The 19,143-nt window shown below is 63.0% G+C and carries 19 protein-coding genes and 2 tRNA genes; 14 read left to right on the top strand and 7 right to left on the bottom strand.

The window, feature by feature from the left end; genetic code table 11:
• Positions 1–148: 148 nt before the first annotated feature.
• Entirely contained in the window at positions 149–3,217 is a 3,069-nt protein-coding gene (locus tag DY467_RS14265) for a type ISP restriction/modification enzyme (protein ID WP_164636899.1), read from the top strand.
• A 284-nt stretch (positions 3,218–3,501) separates the two neighbouring features.
• On the opposite strand, the gene DY467_RS14260 is transcribed toward DY467_RS14265, so the two are convergent.
• Complete coding sequence (locus DY467_RS14260) at positions 3,502–4,326, bottom strand: NAD kinase (RefSeq protein WP_205502361.1); 825 nt, start codon at positions 4,324–4,326, stop codon at positions 3,502–3,504.
• A 298-nt stretch (positions 4,327–4,624) separates the two neighbouring features.
• Between DY467_RS14260 and DY467_RS14255 the strand changes: the two genes are divergently transcribed.
• The 4 genes from DY467_RS14255 (at position 4,625) to DY467_RS14240 (ending at position 6,915) form a co-directional block, all read left to right on the top strand.
• Positions 4,625–4,921 carry a His-rich protein BRANT gene (locus tag DY467_RS14255; RefSeq protein WP_107345173.1) on the top strand — a complete coding sequence of 99 codons (297 nt, stop codon included), beginning with the start codon at positions 4,625–4,627 and terminating at the stop codon, positions 4,919–4,921.
• 92 nt (positions 4,922–5,013) lie between these two features.
• Positions 5,014–5,433, top strand: a complete 420-nt coding sequence (locus DY467_RS14250) for a hypothetical protein (protein WP_107345172.1) — start codon at positions 5,014–5,016, stop codon at positions 5,431–5,433.
• 188 nt (positions 5,434–5,621) lie between these two features.
• The gene (locus DY467_RS14245; RefSeq protein ID WP_199851837.1) at positions 5,622–6,335 is read left to right on the top strand and encodes an outer membrane protein; all 714 of its coding nucleotides are present in this window, start codon (positions 5,622–5,624) and stop codon (positions 6,333–6,335) included.
• A 466-nt stretch (positions 6,336–6,801) separates the two neighbouring features.
• Positions 6,802–6,915 (top strand): hypothetical protein, encoded by a 114-nt coding sequence (locus DY467_RS14240; protein ID WP_012496801.1) that lies wholly within the window; start codon positions 6,802–6,804, stop codon positions 6,913–6,915.
• A gap of 114 nt (positions 6,916–7,029) precedes the next feature.
• Here the strand turns inward: DY467_RS14240 and DY467_RS14235 are convergent, their stop codons facing one another.
• Positions 7,030–8,715, bottom strand: a complete 1,686-nt coding sequence (locus DY467_RS14235) for a methyl-accepting chemotaxis protein (protein WP_164636897.1) — start codon at positions 8,713–8,715, stop codon at positions 7,030–7,032.
• A gap of 304 nt (positions 8,716–9,019) precedes the next feature.
• Between DY467_RS14235 and DY467_RS14230 the strand changes: the two genes are divergently transcribed.
• Entirely contained in the window at positions 9,020–9,481 is a 462-nt protein-coding gene (locus DY467_RS14230) for a GNAT family N-acetyltransferase (protein ID WP_164636895.1), read from the top strand.
• Between the two features lie 16 nt (positions 9,482–9,497).
• Here the strand turns inward: DY467_RS14230 and DY467_RS14225 are convergent, their stop codons facing one another.
• Positions 9,498–9,731, bottom strand: coding sequence for a hypothetical protein (locus DY467_RS14225; RefSeq protein WP_107345168.1), 234 nt, complete (start codon positions 9,729–9,731; stop codon positions 9,498–9,500).
• A 409-nt stretch (positions 9,732–10,140) separates the two neighbouring features.
• Here DY467_RS14225 and DY467_RS14220 point away from each other — a divergent pair, with 409 nt between their 5' ends.
• Together DY467_RS14220 and DY467_RS14215 are read left to right on the top strand one after the other, a co-directional pair.
• Positions 10,141–10,725: a hypothetical protein gene (locus tag DY467_RS14220; protein ID WP_164636892.1), complete on the top strand. Its 585-nt coding sequence runs from the start codon at positions 10,141–10,143 to the stop codon at positions 10,723–10,725.
• A gap of 147 nt (positions 10,726–10,872) precedes the next feature.
• Positions 10,873–11,319, top strand: a complete 447-nt coding sequence (locus DY467_RS14215) for a BLUF domain-containing protein (protein ID WP_164636890.1) — start codon at positions 10,873–10,875, stop codon at positions 11,317–11,319.
• A gap of 26 nt (positions 11,320–11,345) precedes the next feature.
• Here the strand turns inward: DY467_RS14215 and DY467_RS14210 are convergent.
• Positions 11,346–11,420 (bottom strand) — tRNA-Thr (locus DY467_RS14210).
• A gap of 215 nt (positions 11,421–11,635) precedes the next feature.
• On the opposite strand from DY467_RS14210, the gene DY467_RS14205 reads away from it, so the two are divergent.
• Positions 11,636–12,106 (top strand): hypothetical protein, encoded by a 471-nt coding sequence (locus DY467_RS14205; protein WP_107345164.1) that lies wholly within the window; start codon positions 11,636–11,638, stop codon positions 12,104–12,106.
• Positions 12,107–12,152: 46 nt separating this feature from the next.
• Positions 12,153–12,653: a hypothetical protein gene (locus DY467_RS14200; protein ID WP_164636888.1), complete on the top strand. Its 501-nt coding sequence runs from the start codon at positions 12,153–12,155 to the stop codon at positions 12,651–12,653.
• Positions 12,654–12,725: 72 nt separating this feature from the next.
• On the opposite strand, the gene rlmB is transcribed toward DY467_RS14200, so the two are convergent.
• Entirely contained in the window at positions 12,726–13,553 is an 828-nt protein-coding gene (gene rlmB, locus DY467_RS14195) for a 23S rRNA (guanosine(2251)-2'-O)-methyltransferase RlmB (protein WP_164636885.1), read from the bottom strand.
• A gap of 209 nt (positions 13,554–13,762) precedes the next feature.
• Here rlmB and DY467_RS14190 point away from each other — a divergent pair.
• A tRNA-Tyr gene (locus tag DY467_RS14190) sits at positions 13,763–13,848 on the top strand.
• A gap of 153 nt (positions 13,849–14,001) precedes the next feature.
• Positions 14,002–14,463 carry a hypothetical protein gene (locus DY467_RS14185; protein ID WP_164636883.1) on the top strand — a complete coding sequence of 154 codons (462 nt, stop codon included), beginning with the start codon at positions 14,002–14,004 and terminating at the stop codon, positions 14,461–14,463.
• A 509-nt stretch (positions 14,464–14,972) separates the two neighbouring features.
• Here DY467_RS14185 and DY467_RS14180 read toward each other — a convergent pair.
• A complete protein-coding gene (locus DY467_RS14180; protein ID WP_164636880.1) occupies positions 14,973–15,254 on the bottom strand; it encodes a hypothetical protein in 282 nt (93 codons plus the stop codon).
• Positions 15,255–15,437: 183 nt separating this feature from the next.
• On the bottom strand, positions 15,438–15,689 hold the full coding sequence (locus tag DY467_RS14175; protein ID WP_164571698.1) for a hypothetical protein: 252 nt from the start codon (positions 15,687–15,689) through the stop codon (positions 15,438–15,440).
• A 903-nt stretch (positions 15,690–16,592) separates the two neighbouring features.
• On the opposite strand from DY467_RS14175, the gene DY467_RS14170 reads away from it, so the two are divergent.
• Positions 16,593–17,660, top strand: a complete 1,068-nt coding sequence (locus DY467_RS14170; RefSeq protein ID WP_234819978.1) for a polysaccharide biosynthesis/export family protein — start codon at positions 16,593–16,595, stop codon at positions 17,658–17,660.
• Positions 17,657–19,090 carry an O-antigen ligase family protein gene (locus tag DY467_RS26790; protein ID WP_164636877.1) on the top strand — a complete coding sequence of 478 codons (1,434 nt, stop codon included), beginning with the start codon at positions 17,657–17,659 and terminating at the stop codon, positions 19,088–19,090. Before DY467_RS14170 ends, DY467_RS26790 begins: the two co-directional genes overlap by 4 nt.
• Positions 19,091–19,143 lie beyond the last annotated feature (53 nt).

Here is a 19,143-nt window from a genome sequence, read left to right as displayed (position 1 = left end):
GGCCTCGCCCCACGTCATTCCGGGGCGCGAGCAAGGCTCGCGAACCCGGAATTTCGCAGCGACGGGAGGCATCTCGTCGGATGGCTTGATTGTGCGCGAAAAGCGATTCGCGTAAGGCTGGCAGCGGCTTGGGGAGGCCTACCCGCGAATGAACCAAATCTTGATTCAGAACTACCTCAACGAACTTTCCGACCTTCGCAGGGTCTCCGGCTCCAATCGGGAAAGTGTCGTCAGCGAAGCCTTCAAGGACTTGCTGAAGGGCTATGCCAAGTCGCACGATCTGATCTTCCTGCCGCAATACGAGCTCCCGAGACAGGAAGGAGCTCGGCGTATCGTCGACGGAGCGCTCGTCTACAATCTTCGGGTGCCGTTCGGCTATTGGGAGGCCAAGGACGAGGAAGACGACCTCGACCAGGAGATCGAGAAGAAATTCCGCCGCGGCTATCCGCGGGACAACATCATCTTTGAGGATTCCCGCACTGCCGTCCTGATTCAGCGTGGCAACGAAATCATGCGTTGCGCGGTGGACGACACCGAGAAACTGCTGCGCCTGCTCGAACTATTCTTCGATTACGAGCGCCCGGAAGTTGCAGACTTCCGCAAAGCGGTCTCTCAGTTTCAGGAAGACCTGCCGGCTGTGCTCGCGGCGCTGCGCGATATGATCGACACTGCGCAAAAGGACAACGCGCCGTTCCGAAAGGCCGCGACGAAGTTCCTTAAGCATGCGCAAGAGACTATCAATCCGATGGTGACGGCGGACGATGTCCGCGAAATGCTGATCCAGCACATCCTGACTGAGGAGATCTTCTCCAAGGTATTTGATGAAGATGATTTCCACCGACTGAACAACGTTGCGAAGGAACTATATGCGTTAGAGGGGCTTTTTTTCACCGGCGCAGTGAAGAAGAACACCATGAGGGCGCTAGACTCTTACTATAATGCAATTCGTAGAAATGCGCATGAAGTTCCAAATCACACTGAGAAACAGAGGTTTCTCAAGGTAATCTACGAAGGCTTCTATAAGGTCTACAACAAGAAGGCCGCCGACCGGCTCGGTGTGGTCTACACCCCGAACGAGATCGTGCGTTTCATGGTCGAGAGCGCGGACTGGCTGTGCCAGAAGCATTTCTCGAAATCGCTGATCGATCGCGATGTCCAGATTCTCGATCCGGCGACCGGCACCGGCACTTTCATCTGCGAACTGCTTGAGCATTTCCGCGGCCAGAAGGACAAGCTCGCCTACAAATACAAGGAAGAGCTGCACGCCAACGAGGTTGCGATCCTGCCTTACTACGTCGCCAACCTGAACATCGAGGCGACCTATGCGGCGATCACCGGGCAATATGCCGAGTTTCCCAATCTGTGCTTCGTCGACACGCTCGACAATGTCGGCGGTCTCGGCATCAAGGCGGGCCATCAGCACGATCTGTTCGGCGCGATGTCGGAGGAGAATGTCGCCCGCATCAAGCGGCAGAATTCACGCAAGATTTCCGTTGTGATCGGCAATCCGCCTTACAACGCCAACCAGCAGAACGAGAACGACAACAACAAGAACCGCACCTATCCGCGGATCGACGCACGGATCAAGGACACCTACATCAAGCTCAGCACGGCGCAGAAGACCAAGGCCTACGACATGTACACGCGGTTCTTCCGCTGGGCCTCGGATCGGCTGCACGACGACGGTATCCTGGCATTCATCACCAACCGAAATTTCGTCGACAGCCGCACCATGGACGGCTTCCGCAGGGCGGTCGCGGCGGAATATTCAGACATCTACGTGGTCGATCTCGGAGGCGACGTTCGCGCCAATCCGAAACTGTCCGGCACGCGCAATAATGTGTTTGGCATCCAGACCGGCATCGCCATCTCGTTTCTGGTCAAGCGCCGATTGAAGAAAGGCGAGAAGCATCTCTGCGCGGTTCACTATGTGCGGCGGCCGGAGATGGAGACAGCAGACGACAAACTCTCTTGGCTGGCGCACGCGCGGTTGTCCGGCCTGCCGCTCGAGACGCTGCATCCAGATGCGAAGGCGAACTGGATCAATCAGACCGACAATGATTTCGAGACGTTCATTCCGATTGCCGACAAGAAATCAAAGATGGCGCTGAACAAGAGCCATGAAAGATCGATCTTCAAACTCTATTCGCTAGGAATTTCCACAAACAGAGACGAATGGTTGTACGATGTCGAGCAGACGAGCCTCGTCAAGAAAGTTGAGTACTTGGTCGAGCAGTACGATCGCACGAAGCCGACTTCGAGCGAGTTTACTGAGACAATAAAATGGTCAGAGACTTTGAAGCGCCGAAAGCGTGCGGATCAAAGCGAAGCTTTTGATCAGAGTAGAATCCGTAGCGCGGCGTATCGTCCGTTCTATAATGTAGCTTTGTATCAATCGCTCCTTTTTATCGATCGACCGGGGCTTGCCGCAGATCTGTTTCCGCTCGGTTCGGAAAATCTAGCGATTTGCTTCAGCGATATCGGTTCGAGAACGAACTACTGTGTTCTAGCTGTAGATGGCTTGGCTGATTTGCACTTTGGCGCTGCCGTTGATGCCTATCAACAGGTGTCGCGCTTCCGTTTCATCGACGGAGAACCGTTTGACAACATAACGGACTGGTCTTTGAAGCAGTTCCGCTCGCATTATGCGTCCGGCAAAAACCCGAGGCGTCCGATTACAAAGGACGACATCTTTCAATATGTCTATGCCGTCCTTCACGATCCGATCTATCGCGAGAAATACGCCCAGAATCTGAAGCGCGAATTTCCACGGATTCCGTTCCACGACAACTTCACCAAGTGGGCGAACTGGGGCGAGGCGCTGCTCGGTCTGCACATCGGCTACGAGATGGCGAGTCCGTGGGAGCTGCAGCGGATCGACGTGCCCGACGCGAAGTCTCGTAGTGCCGGGCTTTCGCCGAAGCCACTGCTGAAGGCCGACAAGGACAACGGCATCATCATTCTGGATTCCGAAACCGAGCTCAGCGGAGTCCCGCCGCAAGCCTGGACCTATCGGCTCGGCAATCGGTCGGCGCTGGAATGGATTCTGGATCAGTACAAAGAGAAGACGCCGAAGGACCCGACCATCCGCGAGAAGTTCAATACCTATCGCTTTGCCCATCACAAGGAGAAGGTGATCGACCTGCTGACGAAGGTCACGCGGGTCAGCGTCGAGACGATGAAGATTGTGGAAGCGATGCGACAGGAAGAGAGATAGCTGGCGTAGCTCCACGCTAGGCGGGGCCATCACAAATCGTTCCATTGTTCAGCCGGCGCCTCCGCCCCGAGTCGTCCCCGCCTGCGCGGGGACGACAAGCTGATATGTCGTGCCTGCGGGATGACCATCCACGTCTTTGGTCTTGCATGGTGGTCAAGACGTGGATGCCCGCGACAAGCGCGGGCATGACGGGGTGAATGTTGAGGCGGTTAGTCCCACGTTCAAATCGCAGGTCGATCGCGAGGCGCGAAGAGAGGAGTGACGGTCGCTCTCCACAAAATCCCTCAATACCCAAACTGCTCGCTCAAGATCCGCTCTTCCAGGCTGTGCCCCGGATCGAACAGCATCCGCATCGCGATGGTCTTGTCGGAGATCACTTCGACGCGGCGGACGTCGCGGGCTTCGTCGTGGTCGGCGACGGCGGCGACCGGGCGCTTGTCGACTTCGAGCACGTCGATCACCACGTAGGCGGTGTCGGGCAAGAGCGCGCCGCGCCAGCGGCGCGGGCGGAATGGCGAGATCGGGGTCAGCGCCAAGAGCTGGGCGTTCATCGGCAGGATCGGGCCCTGCGCCGACAGATTGTAGGCGGTGGAGCCCGCCGGGGTTGCGACCATGATGCCGTCGGCGACCAGCTCACTCATCCGCTCGCGCTCGTCGATGCTGATGCGCAGCCGCGCCGCCTGGTGGCTCTGGCGAAACAGCGAGACCTCGTTGATGGCGTGATGGATGTGCACCTCGCCGTAAATGTCGGTGGCGCGCATCAAGAGCGGATGGATCACGGTCTCGCGCGCGGCGGCGAGGCGGGCGCGCAGATCCACCGTCGAATACTCGTTCATCAGGAAGCCGACGGTGCCGCGATGCATGCCGTAGATCGGTTTGCCGCTGCGCATCTGCTGATGCAGCGTCTGCAGCATCAAGCCGTCGCCGCCGAGCGCGACCACGACGTCGGCCTCGTGGGGCTCGGCGTTGCCATAGAGCTGCACCAACTGCGCCAGCGCGGCCTGCGCCTCGGCGCTGGTCGAGGCGACGAAGGCGATGCGGTCGGTCGCGATGCGCGGCGAAACGGGACGGGAAGAAGCGGTGCGGTCTTGCCGCGCGGACGTGCTCATCGAAGGCGGCCTCTGACGGCGGCGGACGGCTGCCAGGCCATCGTGGTGCCGGCCGCCTCTCACCGTCGCCGGTCTATACGACCTGCCCGGGGGTGTCGAGGCGAGCGGGCCGGGAGGCGAGGGCACGGCAATCCGTGCATGACCAACAATTCATGCTGATGAACGGAAGCCATCGGCGGCCGTCAGGTGCGGTTCAGTGCCGCGGCTCTAGGGTCGGCACCGTGATCGAGCACCCGGCCGCTCCGGCCCCGCGTTCGGATCAAGCGAATTTCGAACCGCCTCTTGAAGGAGACCCACCATGATCAAGACCCTGTCCGCCGCGCTCGTTGCCGTTTCGATGCTGGCCGCCCCGGCGCTCGCCGCCTCCGCCGACAAGACCCCGGCCGCGCCGGCTACCACCCAGACCGCGCCGGCCGGCAAGACCGCGCAGGCCGCTCCAGTGCAGAAGCAGGCCGGCAAGCATCACGCTCAGCGCCACGTCGGCAAGCACCACGCCTCCAAGCATCACGCCAAGCACCAGGCGATGAAGCAGCCGGTCGCCAAGCAGCATCTGTCCAAGGCGTCGATCCGCCACATCGCGCCGAAGCGCGGCTGATCTTCAGCCGCCCCAACGCCCGCCGTGCCGCGCTTCCCCTCGCGGCACGGCGGGCGATTGATTTCGCCGCCCGGCGCGCTATTGCATGAGGCATGCGCCGTCCCGCGATCCCATTGCCGACCTTCCTGCGCCCGCTGCGCGCTGCTTTGGCGCTGCCGCTCGCGGCGCTGCTCGGTGCTTGCGCGATCGGCGGCTCGATGTCGTTCGATACCGATCCGCCGCAGCCGTTTCCGGTGAACTATCGCAGCGAGATCCCGGCCTTCCTGCGGACCTATCTCAACAACCCCTCGGGCCTGCGCGATGCCGCGATGGCCGAGCCGGTGCAGCGGCCGGTCGACGGCCGGGTGCGCTGGGTGTCGTGCCTGCGCTTCACCCCGCGCGGCGGCACGCTGCAGGATATGGCGATCGTGCATGTCGACGGCCGGCTCGACCGCGTCGCGCCGCACGCCGGCGAGCTGTGCACCGGCGTCGTTTATGCGCCATTTCCCGAACTGGAAAAATTGTCGCGCTGATCCCGACCGGATCGCAATCTGCCGCGACTAATCTGACGCCGGCCTGGCAGGGACGGGTTCCCGAGTGTTGCGGCGTCGTCACAGTCCTGCTGAATGATTGCTACGCCGTCGCCACCGGGCAACCAAACGATTGCCATGCTGTTTTGAGCACATCGGAACGCATCGAAAGAGGGACGACGATGAAGACGATGAAGAACACTCTGCTCGGCGCAGCGGCGGTGATCGCGCTCTCCGCTCCCGCCTTTGCCGCCGACCTGCCGCCGCGGCCCTACACCAAGGCCGCGCCCGCCTATACGGCGCCCGAGGTGGTTTACAACTGGACCGGCTTCTATGTCGGCGGCCACGTCGGTGGCGCCTGGGCCGGCGATAACAACATCACCGGCAACTCCGGCCGCTTCTTCGGCGGTGTCCAGGGCGGCGCGGACTATCAGTTCGCCACCAACTGGGTGATCGGTATCGAAGCCCAGTATAGCTGGATGTCGTCAAACAACACCGGCGTGATCTTCCCGGGTGGCAGCACCGCGACCGAAGACACCCGCGGCCTCGGCTCGGTCACTGGCCGACTGGGTTACGCCTGGGGTCCGACGCTGGTTTATGCCAAGGGCGGTTACGCTTGGCGCGACAGCGATCTCAGCGTCGCCGCGCTCGGCGGCGTGCCGTCCGGCTACACCACCAGCGGCAGCCGCAACGACGGCTACACGGTCGGCGCCGGCCTGGAATACATGTTCGCGCCGAGCTGGTCGGCCAAGGTCGAGTACCAGTACTACAAGTTCGGCGACACCACCTTCACCGGTGGCCCGGCGGACGTGGTCGGCACCTCGTTCCGCAACGACGAGCACACCGTCAAGGCCGGTATCAATTACCGCTTCGGCTGGGGTGGTCCGGCGGTCGCCAAATACTGATCGGCGATCCGCTAAGTATCGATCCCGCCTCGCGAATCGCAGCTTCAAGGCCGGCCTCAGCGCCGGCCTTTTTGCGTCAGCCGGAAGGGGGGCGGGAGTCGGGAATCGAAGGTTAACGAGGGTTAAATCCGGCGAAAAATATCGCTTGGGACTCCAAGGCTAGAATCACCCGATGGTCCGGTCATGACATCGGGTTCCAACATGACGACGATCCTGAAAACCCGCATCGATAGCGCTCCGTTCGGCCTCACCCTGGCGTTGCTGGGGGCCTGCGCGGTCAATCTCACTGTTCTGGTGCGGTGGCTGTGAGCGCTGGAATGCCTGCCGCCGCCGCGGTTGACCGGCATCAAAGCCGGCCCGCGCCGTGCAGCAATAATCGCGCAAGAGTTGCGGCGCCGCGAATGCGACGCCGCCGATCGTAGCAGCCCTTTGGGCTACTACCCCGTCCTTGCGGAGGACTGATCCGATGAGCGAGACCGACCTACTGGTAGTGGCTGCGGCCGGCCTGTCGACCTTGGTGATCTGGCTCGGCGTCGTGATCCAGGGCCGTATCGCCGCGGCACTCGCCTCGCGGCACTGATCCCTGAGTAACGCCAGCCCGCGCTCTTGGGCTGGCTCTGAAACCGAACCGGCGCCACGCGGGCGCCGGGCGTGATCGGCTGGCTTGGATCGAGCTGCGGCGATGCGTGCCGTGTCAGGCGGCGCGTACCGTGCTGAGAAACTTCGCGACCTCGCTGCGCAGCCGCTCGCTGTCGCGCGACAGCCCTTGGGCGGCCGACAGCACTTGGCTCGACGCCGAGCCAGTCTCGGTGACGCCGTGCTGCACCTCGACGATGTTCGACGACACCTGCTGGGTACCTTGCGCAGCCTGCTGCACGTTGCGGGAGATTTCCTGCGTAGCAGCGCCTTGCTGTTCGACTGCCGCCGCAATCGTCGAGGAGATCTCCGACATCTTGGCGATGGTCTCGCCGATCTCTCGGATCGCCCGCACCGACTGATCGGTCGCGCTCTGGATGCCGCCGATCTGGGCGCTGATTTCGCCGGTCGCCTTGGCAGTCTGCTCGGCCAGCGCCTTCACTTCGCTCGCGACGACCGCGAAGCCGCGGCCGGCCTCGCCGGCGCGGGCCGCTTCGATCGTGGCGTTCAGCGCCAGCAGGTTGGTCTGGCCGGCGATGGTGTTGATCAGTTCGACGACGTCGCCGATCCGCGCCGCGGCCGCCGACAATTCGCCGACGCTGGAATTGGTGGTGCGGGCCTGCTCGACCGCCTCGGTGGCGATCCGGGCCGAGTCCTGCACCTGGCGGCTGATCTCGGAAATCGATGAGCTCATCTCCTCGGTCGCCGAAGCCACCGACTGCACATTGGTGGATGCCTGTTCGGAGGCCACCGCAACGCGGGTGGTGCGTTCCTGCGAACGTTCGGAGGTGCCCGCGAGCGTGCGCGCCGAGGCTTCCAGTTCGGTCGACGCCGACGACACCGTCTCGACGATCTCGCCGACCGCGGCTTCGAACGAGTTCGCCAGATTCATCATCACCGTCTTGCGCTCGGCTTCGGTCTTGCGGTCGGCGACGAGCTTGTCATCCGCCTCGCGCCGCGCCTTCTCGGCAAGCATCAGATGAATGTCGTTGACGGCATTGGCGATCTGGCCGATCTCGTCGCCGCGCTCGGTGCCGCTGACATCGACATCCTGACCGCGCGCCATCGCCTGCAGATCGCCGACCAGCCGTGCGATCGGGCGGGCGACACCGAACTGCACCAGCGCGAACGCCGCCGCCAGCACCGCCAGGAATGCGCCGCCGACGATCACCACCGTCGATGTCACGGCGTTCTTCACATCGGCTGCTGCTTCATGCGAGCGCTTTGCCAGCGAGTCGTCGAGGCGTGTGGTGATGGTGCGGACGTGGTCGCGCAGCGCGTCGGTCTGCGGGATCATCGCGCGGTTGAGGCGCGAGGCTTCCTCGTTGTTGTTGGCGAGCGCTTCCTTCTCGAGCTTCGGATAGCTCTTGGTCATGATCTCGTCGAACATCGCCGCCGCCTTGTCGAAATCGGCGGCGAATTGCGGCAGCGCTTTGCGGCCGATCGCAATCTGATCCTGGAAATCCTTGTAGTTGGCGCGGACCTCCTGGACGACCTCATTCATCATCACCGGGTCGGTCTCGGCGGTGAGCCGCCAGATCAGCCGGCCGAAATTGTAAACGCGGGAGTTGACGCGAAGATTTGCCTTCATCCCGGCGACGTCCTTGTCGATCATCTCCGAATAGATGCCGACCGCCTCGGTGGTCTTCGACGACGAGTGCCACAAACCGAACGCCGTCACCAAACCGAGCAGCAGGAAGCAGGCGAGGATCTTGTAGAGCAGTTTGATGTCCGAGAGTTTCATGGGACGGTCCGTTCGAAAATACGGGCGGGATCTTGAAAATCGGGGAAGATGCCGGGCGGACAGGCATCGCTGGCGCGATCGGCGAGGAGAGTGGCCGCCGGGCGGCCGTTCGGCCGGGCGGCGTGCCGAAGTGTGCCGGGCAGGGCACCGAAGCGCGGACTCATGCGAAGACGCTCCGTTGCGAAGCACGAGTGATTTCGCGGTCCGTTTTAACGGAGTGGAACTATTCGATGGTTAATTCGGGAGCTGGTACATCTACCAGTGATACGCGGCGGGGCTGATCTCCGCGGAGGAGGCGGCGCCAATGTCCACCATCCGCATCATCGTCCTAGCACCCGGTATGAATGAGCTCGCGGTGTGCGCGCGGTGGCGGGCTGAGACGTTCTCGGTACTCAACGCCAGCGCGGCAGACGAACTGGCTTCGCTCGAGGCGTTCGTGGCAGATCCATCTGATCAGGTCGGGCTGATGGCGATGCATGATGGCGAGCCGGCCGGGACCGCGCTGCTGGTTCGGTCCGAGATCGCCCCGGTGCACGATGTCACGCCCTGGCTCGCAGGGCTTTACGTGGCGCCGGCCCATCGTCGCCATGGCGTCGGCGCGACATTGGTCGGCGCGATCGAGGACCTGGCGCGGCAGCGCGGCCACCGCCGGCTATTTCTCTACACAACGGATGCGGCGGATTACTATCAGCGGCTGGGATGGGGCATCGTCGATCGCACACGCTGGAATGGCGCCGACACGGTACTGATGGCGATCGATCTCTAATTTTGAGGGGAGCGGTTCAGCTTGCGCCGCTGCCGCCACCTGCCGCCTCCAACTCGGCCGAGCCGATCACCGTCCAGGGCCTGCTGGCGTCCGGTCCGACCCCGAACAGGTCGATATGGCCGCACCGCCGGCATTCGTAGGTGCGATGCTCGCAGCCGTCGGCCGCGGGCGTGTTGCGCGTCAGGTTGGCCACGGCTCCGCACATCCGGCACGGATGGAAGAAGTAGTCGCGGTGTTGAAACGATCGCATGCCGGATGATTCCCTTCTGGGCGATGAAACTCAGCTTTGCAGCTCTGGCGGGAACGGTATTGCGTTACATCAAGCTTCGCGTAGTTCCAGCTGCGGAGCTTCCAGGGAGCCAAGGCTCGGTTCAGATGTCCGTGGTCTCAGCGCGCTGCGCGACGGCAGCTCCTTGCTCCGCAAACCGGTCACATGCGCATACGGAAAATTTGGCATTCCGCTGAAAAGCGGGCTGCGCCTCGTAGCGTCCCGAGGGTGGTCGGGCCGCTGATTTATGCGAATGATTTGCATGGTGCTGTGAGCTGCCGCGGGGAGGCTCACGATCCGAGCGACGCATGGACGCGGCGCACGAGCGGCCGACCCCATTCTTTCATCAACTGACAATGCCCGCGACGGCACGTCGAGGAAACAACGCATCATGTTCGCGAACCGGAGCAGCCCGGAGGTCGTCAGGCACGTTCCGCACCGCTGGCTGATCAGCCAGTGGACCCGGATGGGCGCGCTGCCTGATCCGACCATGGCGGCGTTCGGATTCGAGCCGGCGAGCATCGACCTGACCCGCTCTGTGATCACGCGCGTCGTTCCGATCGGCGAAGCGGCGCGTTTCCTGATCCTGCATTTCGGCGCGCAGTTGGCGGAAGCCGTCAGCGTCGATGACGCCCAGGGGCGGCATCTCGACGAGATCCTGTCGCTTTCGACCCGCGATCATATCCTCGCCCAGTATGAGCTGTGCCGCCGCAGCCGCAAGCCGGTGTATTCGATCGCCTGTACCACCGATGCCCACGACGTGCCGGTCGACTACGAAAAGCTGCTGTTGCCGTTCATCAACAGCCATGGCGAGGTGGTGTCGATCCTCGCCACCACCTTGCTGATCAGCACCGAGGGCCGGTTCGAGCGCGACGGCATTTTTGCCCACGGTGATTTCCCGCCGCCAAGCGCGGTGGTGGTGTACTCGATCGATGTGCCGCGTGAGGATCAGCCGCACGCCGCAGCCTCGGTCTGACCGAGCGAGCGGCCGAGATCCGATCCGCGCCTGTGGATTTGCGTTCGAACAAGTCCTTCACCCGGCGTCTCCGTATGATTTTGAACTGAGCGCACTGCGCGCCGACAGTATTCAAGATCAGGGATTCCCGCGGGGGAAAGGGGTTCGATGCAGGATGAGCTGTTTCGCGTTCTCTATGTCAGCCGAAACCGGATCGAAGGACCGCTCGATCGGCTGTCGTCGGAAATCGCCGGCATCCTGGCTACCTCCCGCATCAACAACGCCCGTGCCGGCATCACCGGGGCGCTGATCGTCAACAGCGGCTTCTTTGCCCAGGTTCTCGAAGGACCGCGCAGCGCGGTCGAGAAAGTGTTTGAGACCATCCAGCAGGACCACCGGCACAGCGACGTCCAGGTGCTGCTCGCCAGCCCGATCACCGTTCGCGCATTCCCGAACTGGGCGATGGCGTTCGTCGGGCAGTCGCCGCTCCACCAGCACGCGCTGGCCTGGCTGCAGACCGAAACCGGCTTCCAAACCGGCCATCTGATCGGCGAGCGGCTCTACACCATCGTGATGGAGATGGCCTATTCCCAAGAAGCGGGGGACGTCGCGTAGGGACGAAGCTTGCTTGCGGGGGGAGATGGTGCCGGCGGAGAGGATCGAACTCCCGACCTTCGGTTTACAAAACCGCTGCACTACCGCTGTGCTACGCCGGCATCGGCCAGACAGCTAGCAGCGCCGCCGCGGATCGACAAGACCGCCGCAGGTGGTTTCCAAACTGGCATGCGGCGTGCGGATCGAAAGAGCGCGTTAACGACGTTGCGGCGGAACGCAGCAGGCGGACCCGAAACCGCGCTCGCGCGTTAGGCTTACCGGTCGCGAGCGGCCGTGCCTTAACCCATCTGCCAGGCTTTTCCCTTACCGTTGGCGCATGTCTGATCCTTTCACCCTTCGGCGTCTGGCCCAGGCGCTCGCGCTGCTGACCGTGACCGCGGCTCCGGCTTTTGCCGAGAGCGGCGGGCGGGCCATCGTGATTCCCGGCCGGCCCGGCGTGCCGATCATCATCAACGGGCGCGACGCGTCCTATGCGACGATCGAAGGCGACTGGGGGCTTGAGAGCGGCAACCACGTGCAGCCGACGATCTATGGCAGCCGGCCGGTGGTGTATCCGGAGGTCGGCCACTATTACCCGGGCTCGAACCGGCTGCCCGGCTACGGCCGGCTGGAGGTCGAGCCGCCGGCGGACCGCAAGCTGCCGAAGCCGGCCGAGAGCTTCCATCAATCCTGGGAAGTGGAATCGCGGCCGCCGCAGCCGGCGCCGCCGACCCCGATGATCGAACCCCAGGTGCTGATCGCGCCGCCGTTTGACGAGCCGCGGCCCGGTCCGCGGCCGTACCGTTGATGGCCGCCCCCACGATCCCGACGACGACATCGAACAGGAGCGTAGTATGCGTACGATGATTTCCGGACTGGTCGCGGCGGTTGCCGTGGTGACCGCGAGCGCCGCACCGGCGCTGGCCTGCGGAGGAGGGCTGTTCGGCAATGGCTGCGGGCCGTGCGGCCCGGTGGTCAGCCCGTGCGGCAACGGCTACGCCACGTTCGAAACCGGCTACGGCTATGGCTACGGTACCGCGTCGTTTGAACGCCTGCCGGACCCGACCCGCTATTATTACGTCAACCAGGGCCCGGCTTATACCGGCCCCGGCCAGTTCGCGCCGCGCCCCTATTATGACGAGCGCGCCGTCTCGGTGTATCGCACCGGCACCGCCTACACCGGGGGCGCCTACGCGCACGCCATGACCCATCAGTTGATCGGCGAGCCGTCCTGGGGCCCGGCGGTGGTGCGCTATCACGGCCGCCATCACGCGCGCTCTTGGGCGCATCGCCACCATGCCGGCTGGCACCACGGCCACCGCAACCACGGCCCGGTGCATCACCCGCGCTATTGATTGATCGGCATTTCGCCGGCCTGAAAGCGCCCGTCCGCAGCCGATGCGGGCGGGCGTTCTGCGTTCAGAACTTTAGCGACGGCCCATCAGGCCGAGCCGGCTGGCGCCGATGTACAGCGCCAGTGCGGCCGCGTTGGAGACGTTGAGGCTCTTGATCTCGCCGGGCATGTCGAGCCGGGCGACGGTGTTGCAGGTCTGCCGCGTCAGCTGCCGCAGGCCCTTGCCCTCGGCGCCGAGCACCAGCGCCAGCGGCTGGCGCAGCTCGACCGCGGCAAGGTCGTCATCGCCCTCGCTGTCGAGACCCACCGTGAGGAAGCCGCGGTCGTTCAGCTCGGTCAGCGCCCGGGCGAGGTTCTGCACCAGCACCAGCGGCACCAGCTCCAGCGCGCCGGAGGCGGATTTGGCGAGCACACCGGTGGCTTCCGGGCTGTGCCGGGCGGTGGTGACGATCGCCTGCACGGCGAACGCGGCCGCCGAGCGCAGGATCGCGCCGACATTGTGCGGATCGGTGATCTGGTCGAGCACCAGCACGATGCCGTGCTGCGGCAGGGTGTCGATTCGCGGCACCTGCAGCGGATCGGCCTCGGCCAGCATGCCTTGATGCACCGCGTCCGGCCCGAGCTGGCGGTCGATCTCCGACGGCCGGACGATCTCCGGCGAGATTCTGGTGTCGATGTGCTCCTCGGCCAGCTTGCGGGCGGCGTTCTCGGTCAGCCACAGCTTGCGAATCTTGCGCCGCGGATTGGCCAGTGCGGCCGTAACAGTGTGCCAGCCGTACAGGATCACGGGCCCGTCGCCGTCGCGTTCGCGGGCTTCGCGGCGGAACCCGCCTTGGCGGGGCTTGCCGCGCGGCGGGCCGTCGCGGCGGGAAAAGCGGGGATTCGGCGGTCTGTCGCTCATGGCGGCGCTTGTCTCACGCTCTCTTGCACAAGGCAATTTCGCTTCCACCGTCCGATATGACGAAGGAGTGTCGAAATCGTCATGGGGTTGGTTGACTTTAGGGGGCCGCATCGCCCATAACCGCGCCGCGTTGCAGGCCCGCCCGCGGGCTCGCTGCGGCTTCCGGTCCCGGTTTTGCCTGCCACAGGCGTTCGGCCGGCGGCACGGGCGGGGGAGTGTCCCGAGTGGCAAAGGGAGCTGACTGTAAATCAGCCGCCTCATGGCTTCGCAGGTTCGAGTCCTGCCTCCCCCACCATCCAGCCGATCGGTTTGCCAACGGCCGATGGTGTTTCCGCAGAGCGAAGAGCGGCGGAACGACTTTCAAAGACGATGGGTTTCGATCCGGCCTCTCAATCCGGCTAACCGATCTTCCGCCCCTGCGGTCTGTCCCTCATTCGGAGAAGCTCTCGTGCGCCCAGTTCTCCTGACGGCCTTGATCCTGATTGCTACGGCTGAAGCCGCTGTTGCCGCTCCCCAATTCGGCGCTGCGATGAATCTGTCCGATGTAACAATCGCCGCACGTACGACGGTAAGTATGGATTTCGGCGCCGCCGTTCGCGATATCCTCAATGCCGAGCAGGTCATTCAGGCCGCGGTGCAAACCGGCAACGAACGGAAACTGGACGAGCAGTCCAGCCGGCTTCTTCAGCTGCAATCGACGCTCGTCAAGGAAACGGAGCAGGGTGACGCGCGTCGCGTATGCTCGCAGGCAGCTGGCGACCTGTCGGCCGTCGCATCCCTGATGCGGCGCGCGACGCGGGGCGATGAGCCGGCGAAGGCGATGCTGGCAGCCGAAAAGACCGGGCAGTCCTACCGCGACCATCTGGCAAGCTGCGACAAGGCGATTGCCGCCGCCAATCTCAGCCGCTGAGGCGGCAATCGGTCTGGAAAGACGTCGGAGCTGCGGCCGGCGCGCAGTAGATTCGAAGGCCGACGGCATCAGCTACCGTTCGATGATGTCCGGCGCATTGCGGAAACTTCAGTCTGGAACAGCCGGCATCCGACCTTATCAACATGCACGGCAATGTCGCGGCTCGCGGATTTGCAACTGCTCTATTCTTAGTTACGCTCGGGGCAGTTGGATCTGGGAGGATCTCATGCGAGCTGTGATCTTGGTGGTTTCTGCCATCCTGTCGATGGCCGGTAGTGCATCCGCACAGAGCGTGGTGCCACAACGCGACATGTACGGAAATCTGGTCCGCGATCGCGGGTCGAATAACATCGGTCCGGCGGAGCGATCTCAGGCCGGCCGAGGAAACGCGAACGATTTTTCGAGCCGTCAGGGCGCGCCGAACAATGCCGGATCGCGGCCGGATAGATAGAAAAGCCTATCCGAACCGCGGTTTGGTCGTGGCAGCGCTTGTTGATTGCGATTTGGGTTTACCACCAAATCATCGCGCGGTCTGGGCTACCGCAAACGAGGACGAACTCACGTCCGTAGCGGCGGCTCTTGCCGACAGTCTTGATGCACGCCGGATGGATCGCCAGGTTGTAGTGGAAGGGCGGGCTGTCGAACGATCCGTGCAGCTTACAGAGGTAGGCGTTGTCCGGACCGCAGGTCGTGACCGGATAGAGCCGGTTTCGCGCAGATGCAGGCTCAGACACTGCGATGGCTGAACTGCCTAAAATCAGCGAAATGATCGCAAGCTTACTCAAGTTCATATCAGGTCTCCGAAACCAGAATCCGAATTTCCATCAAGTATCTGCCCGAAAAGCGGGCTGCACCAGATCACGCTTGTAGCACAAGGATCGAAATCCAAGAGGCCAATCTTATCCCGGAGAGGCCGACTGGCGCTTCGCTGTGCGAGGCTACGTTAGAGGGCACAAGAAGATCGCGGCTACGCCCTAAAGCACCATTCGCGTTCGACGGGACTGGTACAGCGTCTGTGCGAGCAGGCCGAAGAAGTACCCGGCCTGGATGGCCGCCTGCGCTGCGAACACGACCACGATCGTTCTTGTGAAGCTGTATCCAAATCCGATGCAGATGCCGATCGTCAGGAGCAGCACCACGGCGAGGGCTTGAAGCAGTCCCACAAGCCGAAATCTCAGTCCAATCAAGAACCCCGCCGCCGCTAAGCCAATAGCCAAATACGCCATTACGGCCTCCCGCGGCTTCCTCCGTGGGCGTGACTCCAGCTCAGTCGAATGGATTGATAAATCATTGCCGCTCTCCCCCCAAGCGCCTTTCGAGCGCCAGCCCCACTTCAGGTGCAGCGATCAGAGCACCGCTCACTCCTGATTGCATGAACATATGACTGTCGAGCGATACTGGGTGGAACTTTGTTTAATTTGAGGAGGGTAGCTCGGCTGTCGGGCCAGGAAAGTAACTGCGGATAGTATTTCCGAAAATCGCCCAGTCACTTAATGCGTAATCATAGCCCGGAATTTGCACCAGGACTGAGACCCTGGAGGTCGGTGGTGCTCCTCGCCTGGGGGCGATGACCCTCCCCGTGGACGGGTCGGGGTGACCAAAGGGAGGGGGCGGCATAGTTCGTAGCCGGATAGAGCCCGCCGTGCCGGCTCTGGTGACCTTCTGGATCGGCCCGGGTACCGACTATCCAGACAAGAATGAGGGGCTGCGGAGGGCGGAAATGGGCCTTTTCGGTCACGGAAGTAGTGAATAGCACCGTCCAGTGTGGCTCAACTGCAACGTGTTTCCGCAGAATGAGGGCGGACGGGGGGAGCTTCTTCAAAAGCCTGTGCCCTCTAAGTAAGGTTCTGGGAGATATTCGAGGCTCGAATCGGAGGGACCGGTCGTCTCACCTCCCGACAAGGCCGCAGATTGATGTTCGTCCCCTGGACGCGCCGACCGGCACTGGTTGACCGCGGCCCCTGTGGCGCGATTCAATGAGGTTGCGCGTGGTACGCAAGACGTTTCAGGTGCTTGCTGGTCTGCTGTTGCTGATTTCGATGTCAGCATGCTCGGTTTTGCCGGGCACGGGCCCTTCAAGTGAATCAGTTGAAAATTATGCGGCGGCCGGGGTCCGGTCGACCACGGCATTGCCTTACGCGCTGGTGGACGTCTCGGCCGATACCATCGGCTTCCTGTCCCAGCCCAACGTCGTCTCGTTCAAAGGCTCGTTCAAAGACAGGCGTCCGAAGCCTCAGCAGGTGGTCGGCGTCGGCGACGTGCTGAACATCTCGATCTTCGAAGCCGCGCCAGGCGGTCTGTTCACCCCCGGTCAATCTGCCGGTGCTCGCCCCGGTAACTTCGTCGATCTGCCGCCGCAGGCCGTGGACCAGCGCGGCAATATTTCTGTTCCTTACGCGGGCGAAGTGCCGGCGGCCGGGCGGACGCTGCCGGAAGTTCAGCAGGCGGTCGTCGCGCGGCTGCGGAATCGCGCGATTGAGCCCCAGGTCGTGGTGAGCCTCAATCAGCAGCACTCGAGCGTCGTGAGTGTTCTCGGCGACGTCAATGCGCCGGGCGTGTTCGCGCTTAACAGCGTCGGCGAGAAGCTCCTCGCTGTGGTGGCGCGCGCGGGTGGACCGAAATACGAAGCGATCGAAAGCTATGTGACGCTTCAGCGCGACGGCAAGAAGGTCAAAGTCCTCCTGAGCCGGATCGTCCATGATCCGTCCGAGAACATCTTCATCCGTCCCAACGATGTGATCTTCATCACCCGGGAAGCTCCGACCTTCACGGCTCTTGGTGCTCTCAATCAGAACGTGTTCGGGTACAATTCCGAGCTGACCTTCGACGTCGAAACGCTGACGCTGGCTCAGGCGATCGGCAAGGCCGGCGGCCTGAACGATCAGCAGTCGGATCCGGCCGAAGTCTTTGTCTTCCGCTACGAAGATCGGCCGCTGCTCGAGAAGCTCGGCGTCGACACCAACCGCTTCGTCTACGACCGCATTCCGACCATCTATCACGTCAACCTGCGTGATCCGTCCGGTATGCTGCTGGCCTCCGGCTTCCAGATCCGAAGCAAGGACGTCATGTATGTGGCGAATGCGCGGGTGGTCGACTACTACAAGCTCCTGACGCTGATCAACAACACGGCCAACACCACGTCGAACGTGTCGAACGCGGCAATCAATGTGAACGCTGCGACGAAGACTCGTTGGTGACCGATAGGACCTCTCCGATTGCTTCGGCCGTGGGCCCGGGCGTAAAGCCCTCCCACGTCGAAGCTCTCGGAAAGGTTCAGCTAGGGCTCACCCTCGCAGCGTTTGCACTGGCGCCACTGCCATTCGGCTCCGTCGACACGATCTGGGTGCTGGTCTGGGTGGTTGTGCTGTCGCTGACCCTGCTCGGGCGGCCAGTGCGATCGGTTTCCCGCGCCCAATTCTGTATTCTGATTGCATTTTTGGTCGTCTGCGCCGCGTACCTGATTGTGGCGGCGATCCAGATCATTCCCGGCCTATCGTTTGGACCGAACTCGGCCGCGTGGCAGAGGGCAGGGGAGCTCATGCAGCTCCCGATCTCTCCGAGAATATCGGCTCGGGCGGAGATCCCTGTCGTAACTGCCGGGCATTACCTGCTTTTGGTCACCTCGGTCCTGGCGGGATTCTGGATCGGAACCTCGCGAAGCAACGCCGAGACGCTGTTCAAGGTCGCCCGCTATTCGATCCTGCTCTACGCGCTATATGGCTTGCTGGCGCGGGCGTTCACGCCGGGGTTGGTGCTTTGGCAGCCGAAGACCGCCTACCACGGGGATTTGACGGCTACCTTCATCAATCACAATACCGCGGCCGCCTTGCTCGGCGCCGGGGTGATCTTGTGGGCCTGCTCGATCCAGCAGCAGTTCAGGTCCTTCGGCCCGCTTTCGCTTCGGCTGTTGATGCTGAGCCCGTCCAATGAAGCCGTCGGGATCCAGATTGCCACCCGAGCCGCAGCAGGCTTGCTGTGTTTCCTTGCGCTGCTCTCGACGGGCTCGCGCGCAGGCCTTGCCTGTGCCGTTCTGGGGCTTTTCGCGGCGATCCTCCAGATGGTCGCCGGGCAGCTCAGGCTTCGCTTCGTCTACGGCCTATTGATCGCGGCTATAGGCTTGGTCGTGATCGCGCTGTGGCTGGCGCAAAGTCAGAGCGTTATGACCCGCGGCCTGTTCGATGAAGGCCGGTGGATGGCCTACAAGCATGCTCTGCGCGTGATTGCCGAAAGCCCGATCTTGGGCATTGGCGCCGGAGCGTTTGGCGATGTGTTTCCTGCCTTTCGAGGCGGCGATATGTCGATGTGGGGCGTCTGGGACTACGCCCATTCGACACTCGTTGAAATCGCCGTCGAAATGGGCCTCCCAATCGCTCTGCTGGTCTGTATGTCGGCGGTTGGCTCGCTGGTCGTTGTGGCGCGGGCCGGGACGCGTTCGGTCGGGCAAAGTCGGACCTTTCTGTGTGCCATCAGCGGCATCATGGTCATGACCTTCCTGCATTCGCTGATCGACTTTCCGCTGCAGGTCCCCGGCTACTCGATCCCCTTCGGCATCCTGGTCGGCTGTGGCCTCGCTTTGGCAACGCGGGAGCGAGGAGCCGAGAGGGAGGAAGCCGCGGGGCATCGCTGAGCTGGTCACGGCGCGTTCTGGGAGCGCCCGACGCAGCTAGCCGGCAGGCGCTG

Origin of the sequence: Rhodopseudomonas sp. BR0G17, assembly GCF_010907025.1 — a bacterium.
Taxonomy (GTDB): Bacteria; Pseudomonadota; Alphaproteobacteria; order Rhizobiales; family Xanthobacteraceae; genus Rhodopseudomonas; species Rhodopseudomonas palustris_H.
The sequence above is the reverse complement of the archived record's forward strand: the minus strand, read 5'-3'. Positions and strand labels throughout refer to the sequence as shown.

Bases quoted from the DNA above. Each gene is read 5' to 3' on its own strand.
- DY467_RS14200 (WP_164636888.1), top strand. From the start codon at position 12,153: ATGCGTACGATGATTTCCGGACTGGTCGCGGCGGTTGCCGTGGTGACC.
- DY467_RS14180 (WP_164636880.1), bottom strand. From the start codon at position 15,254: ATGAACTTGAGTAAGCTTGCGATCATTTCGCTGATTTTAGGCAGTTCA.
- DY467_RS14245 (WP_199851837.1), top strand. From the start codon at position 5,622: ATGAAGAACACTCTGCTCGGCGCAGCGGCGGTGATCGCGCTCTCCGCT.
- DY467_RS14260 (WP_205502361.1), bottom strand. From the start codon at position 4,326: ATGAGCACGTCCGCGCGGCAAGACCGCACCGCTTCTTCCCGTCCCGTT.
- DY467_RS14265 (WP_164636899.1), top strand. From the start codon at position 149: ATGAACCAAATCTTGATTCAGAACTACCTCAACGAACTTTCCGACCTT.
- DY467_RS14175 (WP_164571698.1), bottom strand. From the start codon at position 15,689: ATGGCGTATTTGGCTATTGGCTTAGCGGCGGCGGGGTTCTTGATTGGA.
- DY467_RS14240 (WP_012496801.1), top strand. From the start codon at position 6,802: ATGAGCGAGACCGACCTACTGGTAGTGGCTGCGGCCGGCCTGTCGACC.
- DY467_RS14235 (WP_164636897.1), bottom strand. From the start codon at position 8,715: ATGAAACTCTCGGACATCAAACTGCTCTACAAGATCCTCGCCTGCTTC.
- DY467_RS14220 (WP_164636892.1), top strand. From the start codon at position 10,141: ATGTTCGCGAACCGGAGCAGCCCGGAGGTCGTCAGGCACGTTCCGCAC.
- rlmB (WP_164636885.1), bottom strand. From the start codon at position 13,553: ATGAGCGACAGACCGCCGAATCCCCGCTTTTCCCGCCGCGACGGCCCG.
- DY467_RS14230 (WP_164636895.1), top strand. From the start codon at position 9,020: ATGTCCACCATCCGCATCATCGTCCTAGCACCCGGTATGAATGAGCTC.
- DY467_RS14250 (WP_107345172.1), top strand. From the start codon at position 5,014: ATGCGCCGTCCCGCGATCCCATTGCCGACCTTCCTGCGCCCGCTGCGC.
- DY467_RS14255 (WP_107345173.1), top strand. From the start codon at position 4,625: ATGATCAAGACCCTGTCCGCCGCGCTCGTTGCCGTTTCGATGCTGGCC.
- DY467_RS14205 (WP_107345164.1), top strand. From the start codon at position 11,636: ATGTCTGATCCTTTCACCCTTCGGCGTCTGGCCCAGGCGCTCGCGCTG.
- DY467_RS14225 (WP_107345168.1), bottom strand. From the start codon at position 9,731: ATGCGATCGTTTCAACACCGCGACTACTTCTTCCATCCGTGCCGGATG.
- DY467_RS14215 (WP_164636890.1), top strand. From the start codon at position 10,873: ATGCAGGATGAGCTGTTTCGCGTTCTCTATGTCAGCCGAAACCGGATC.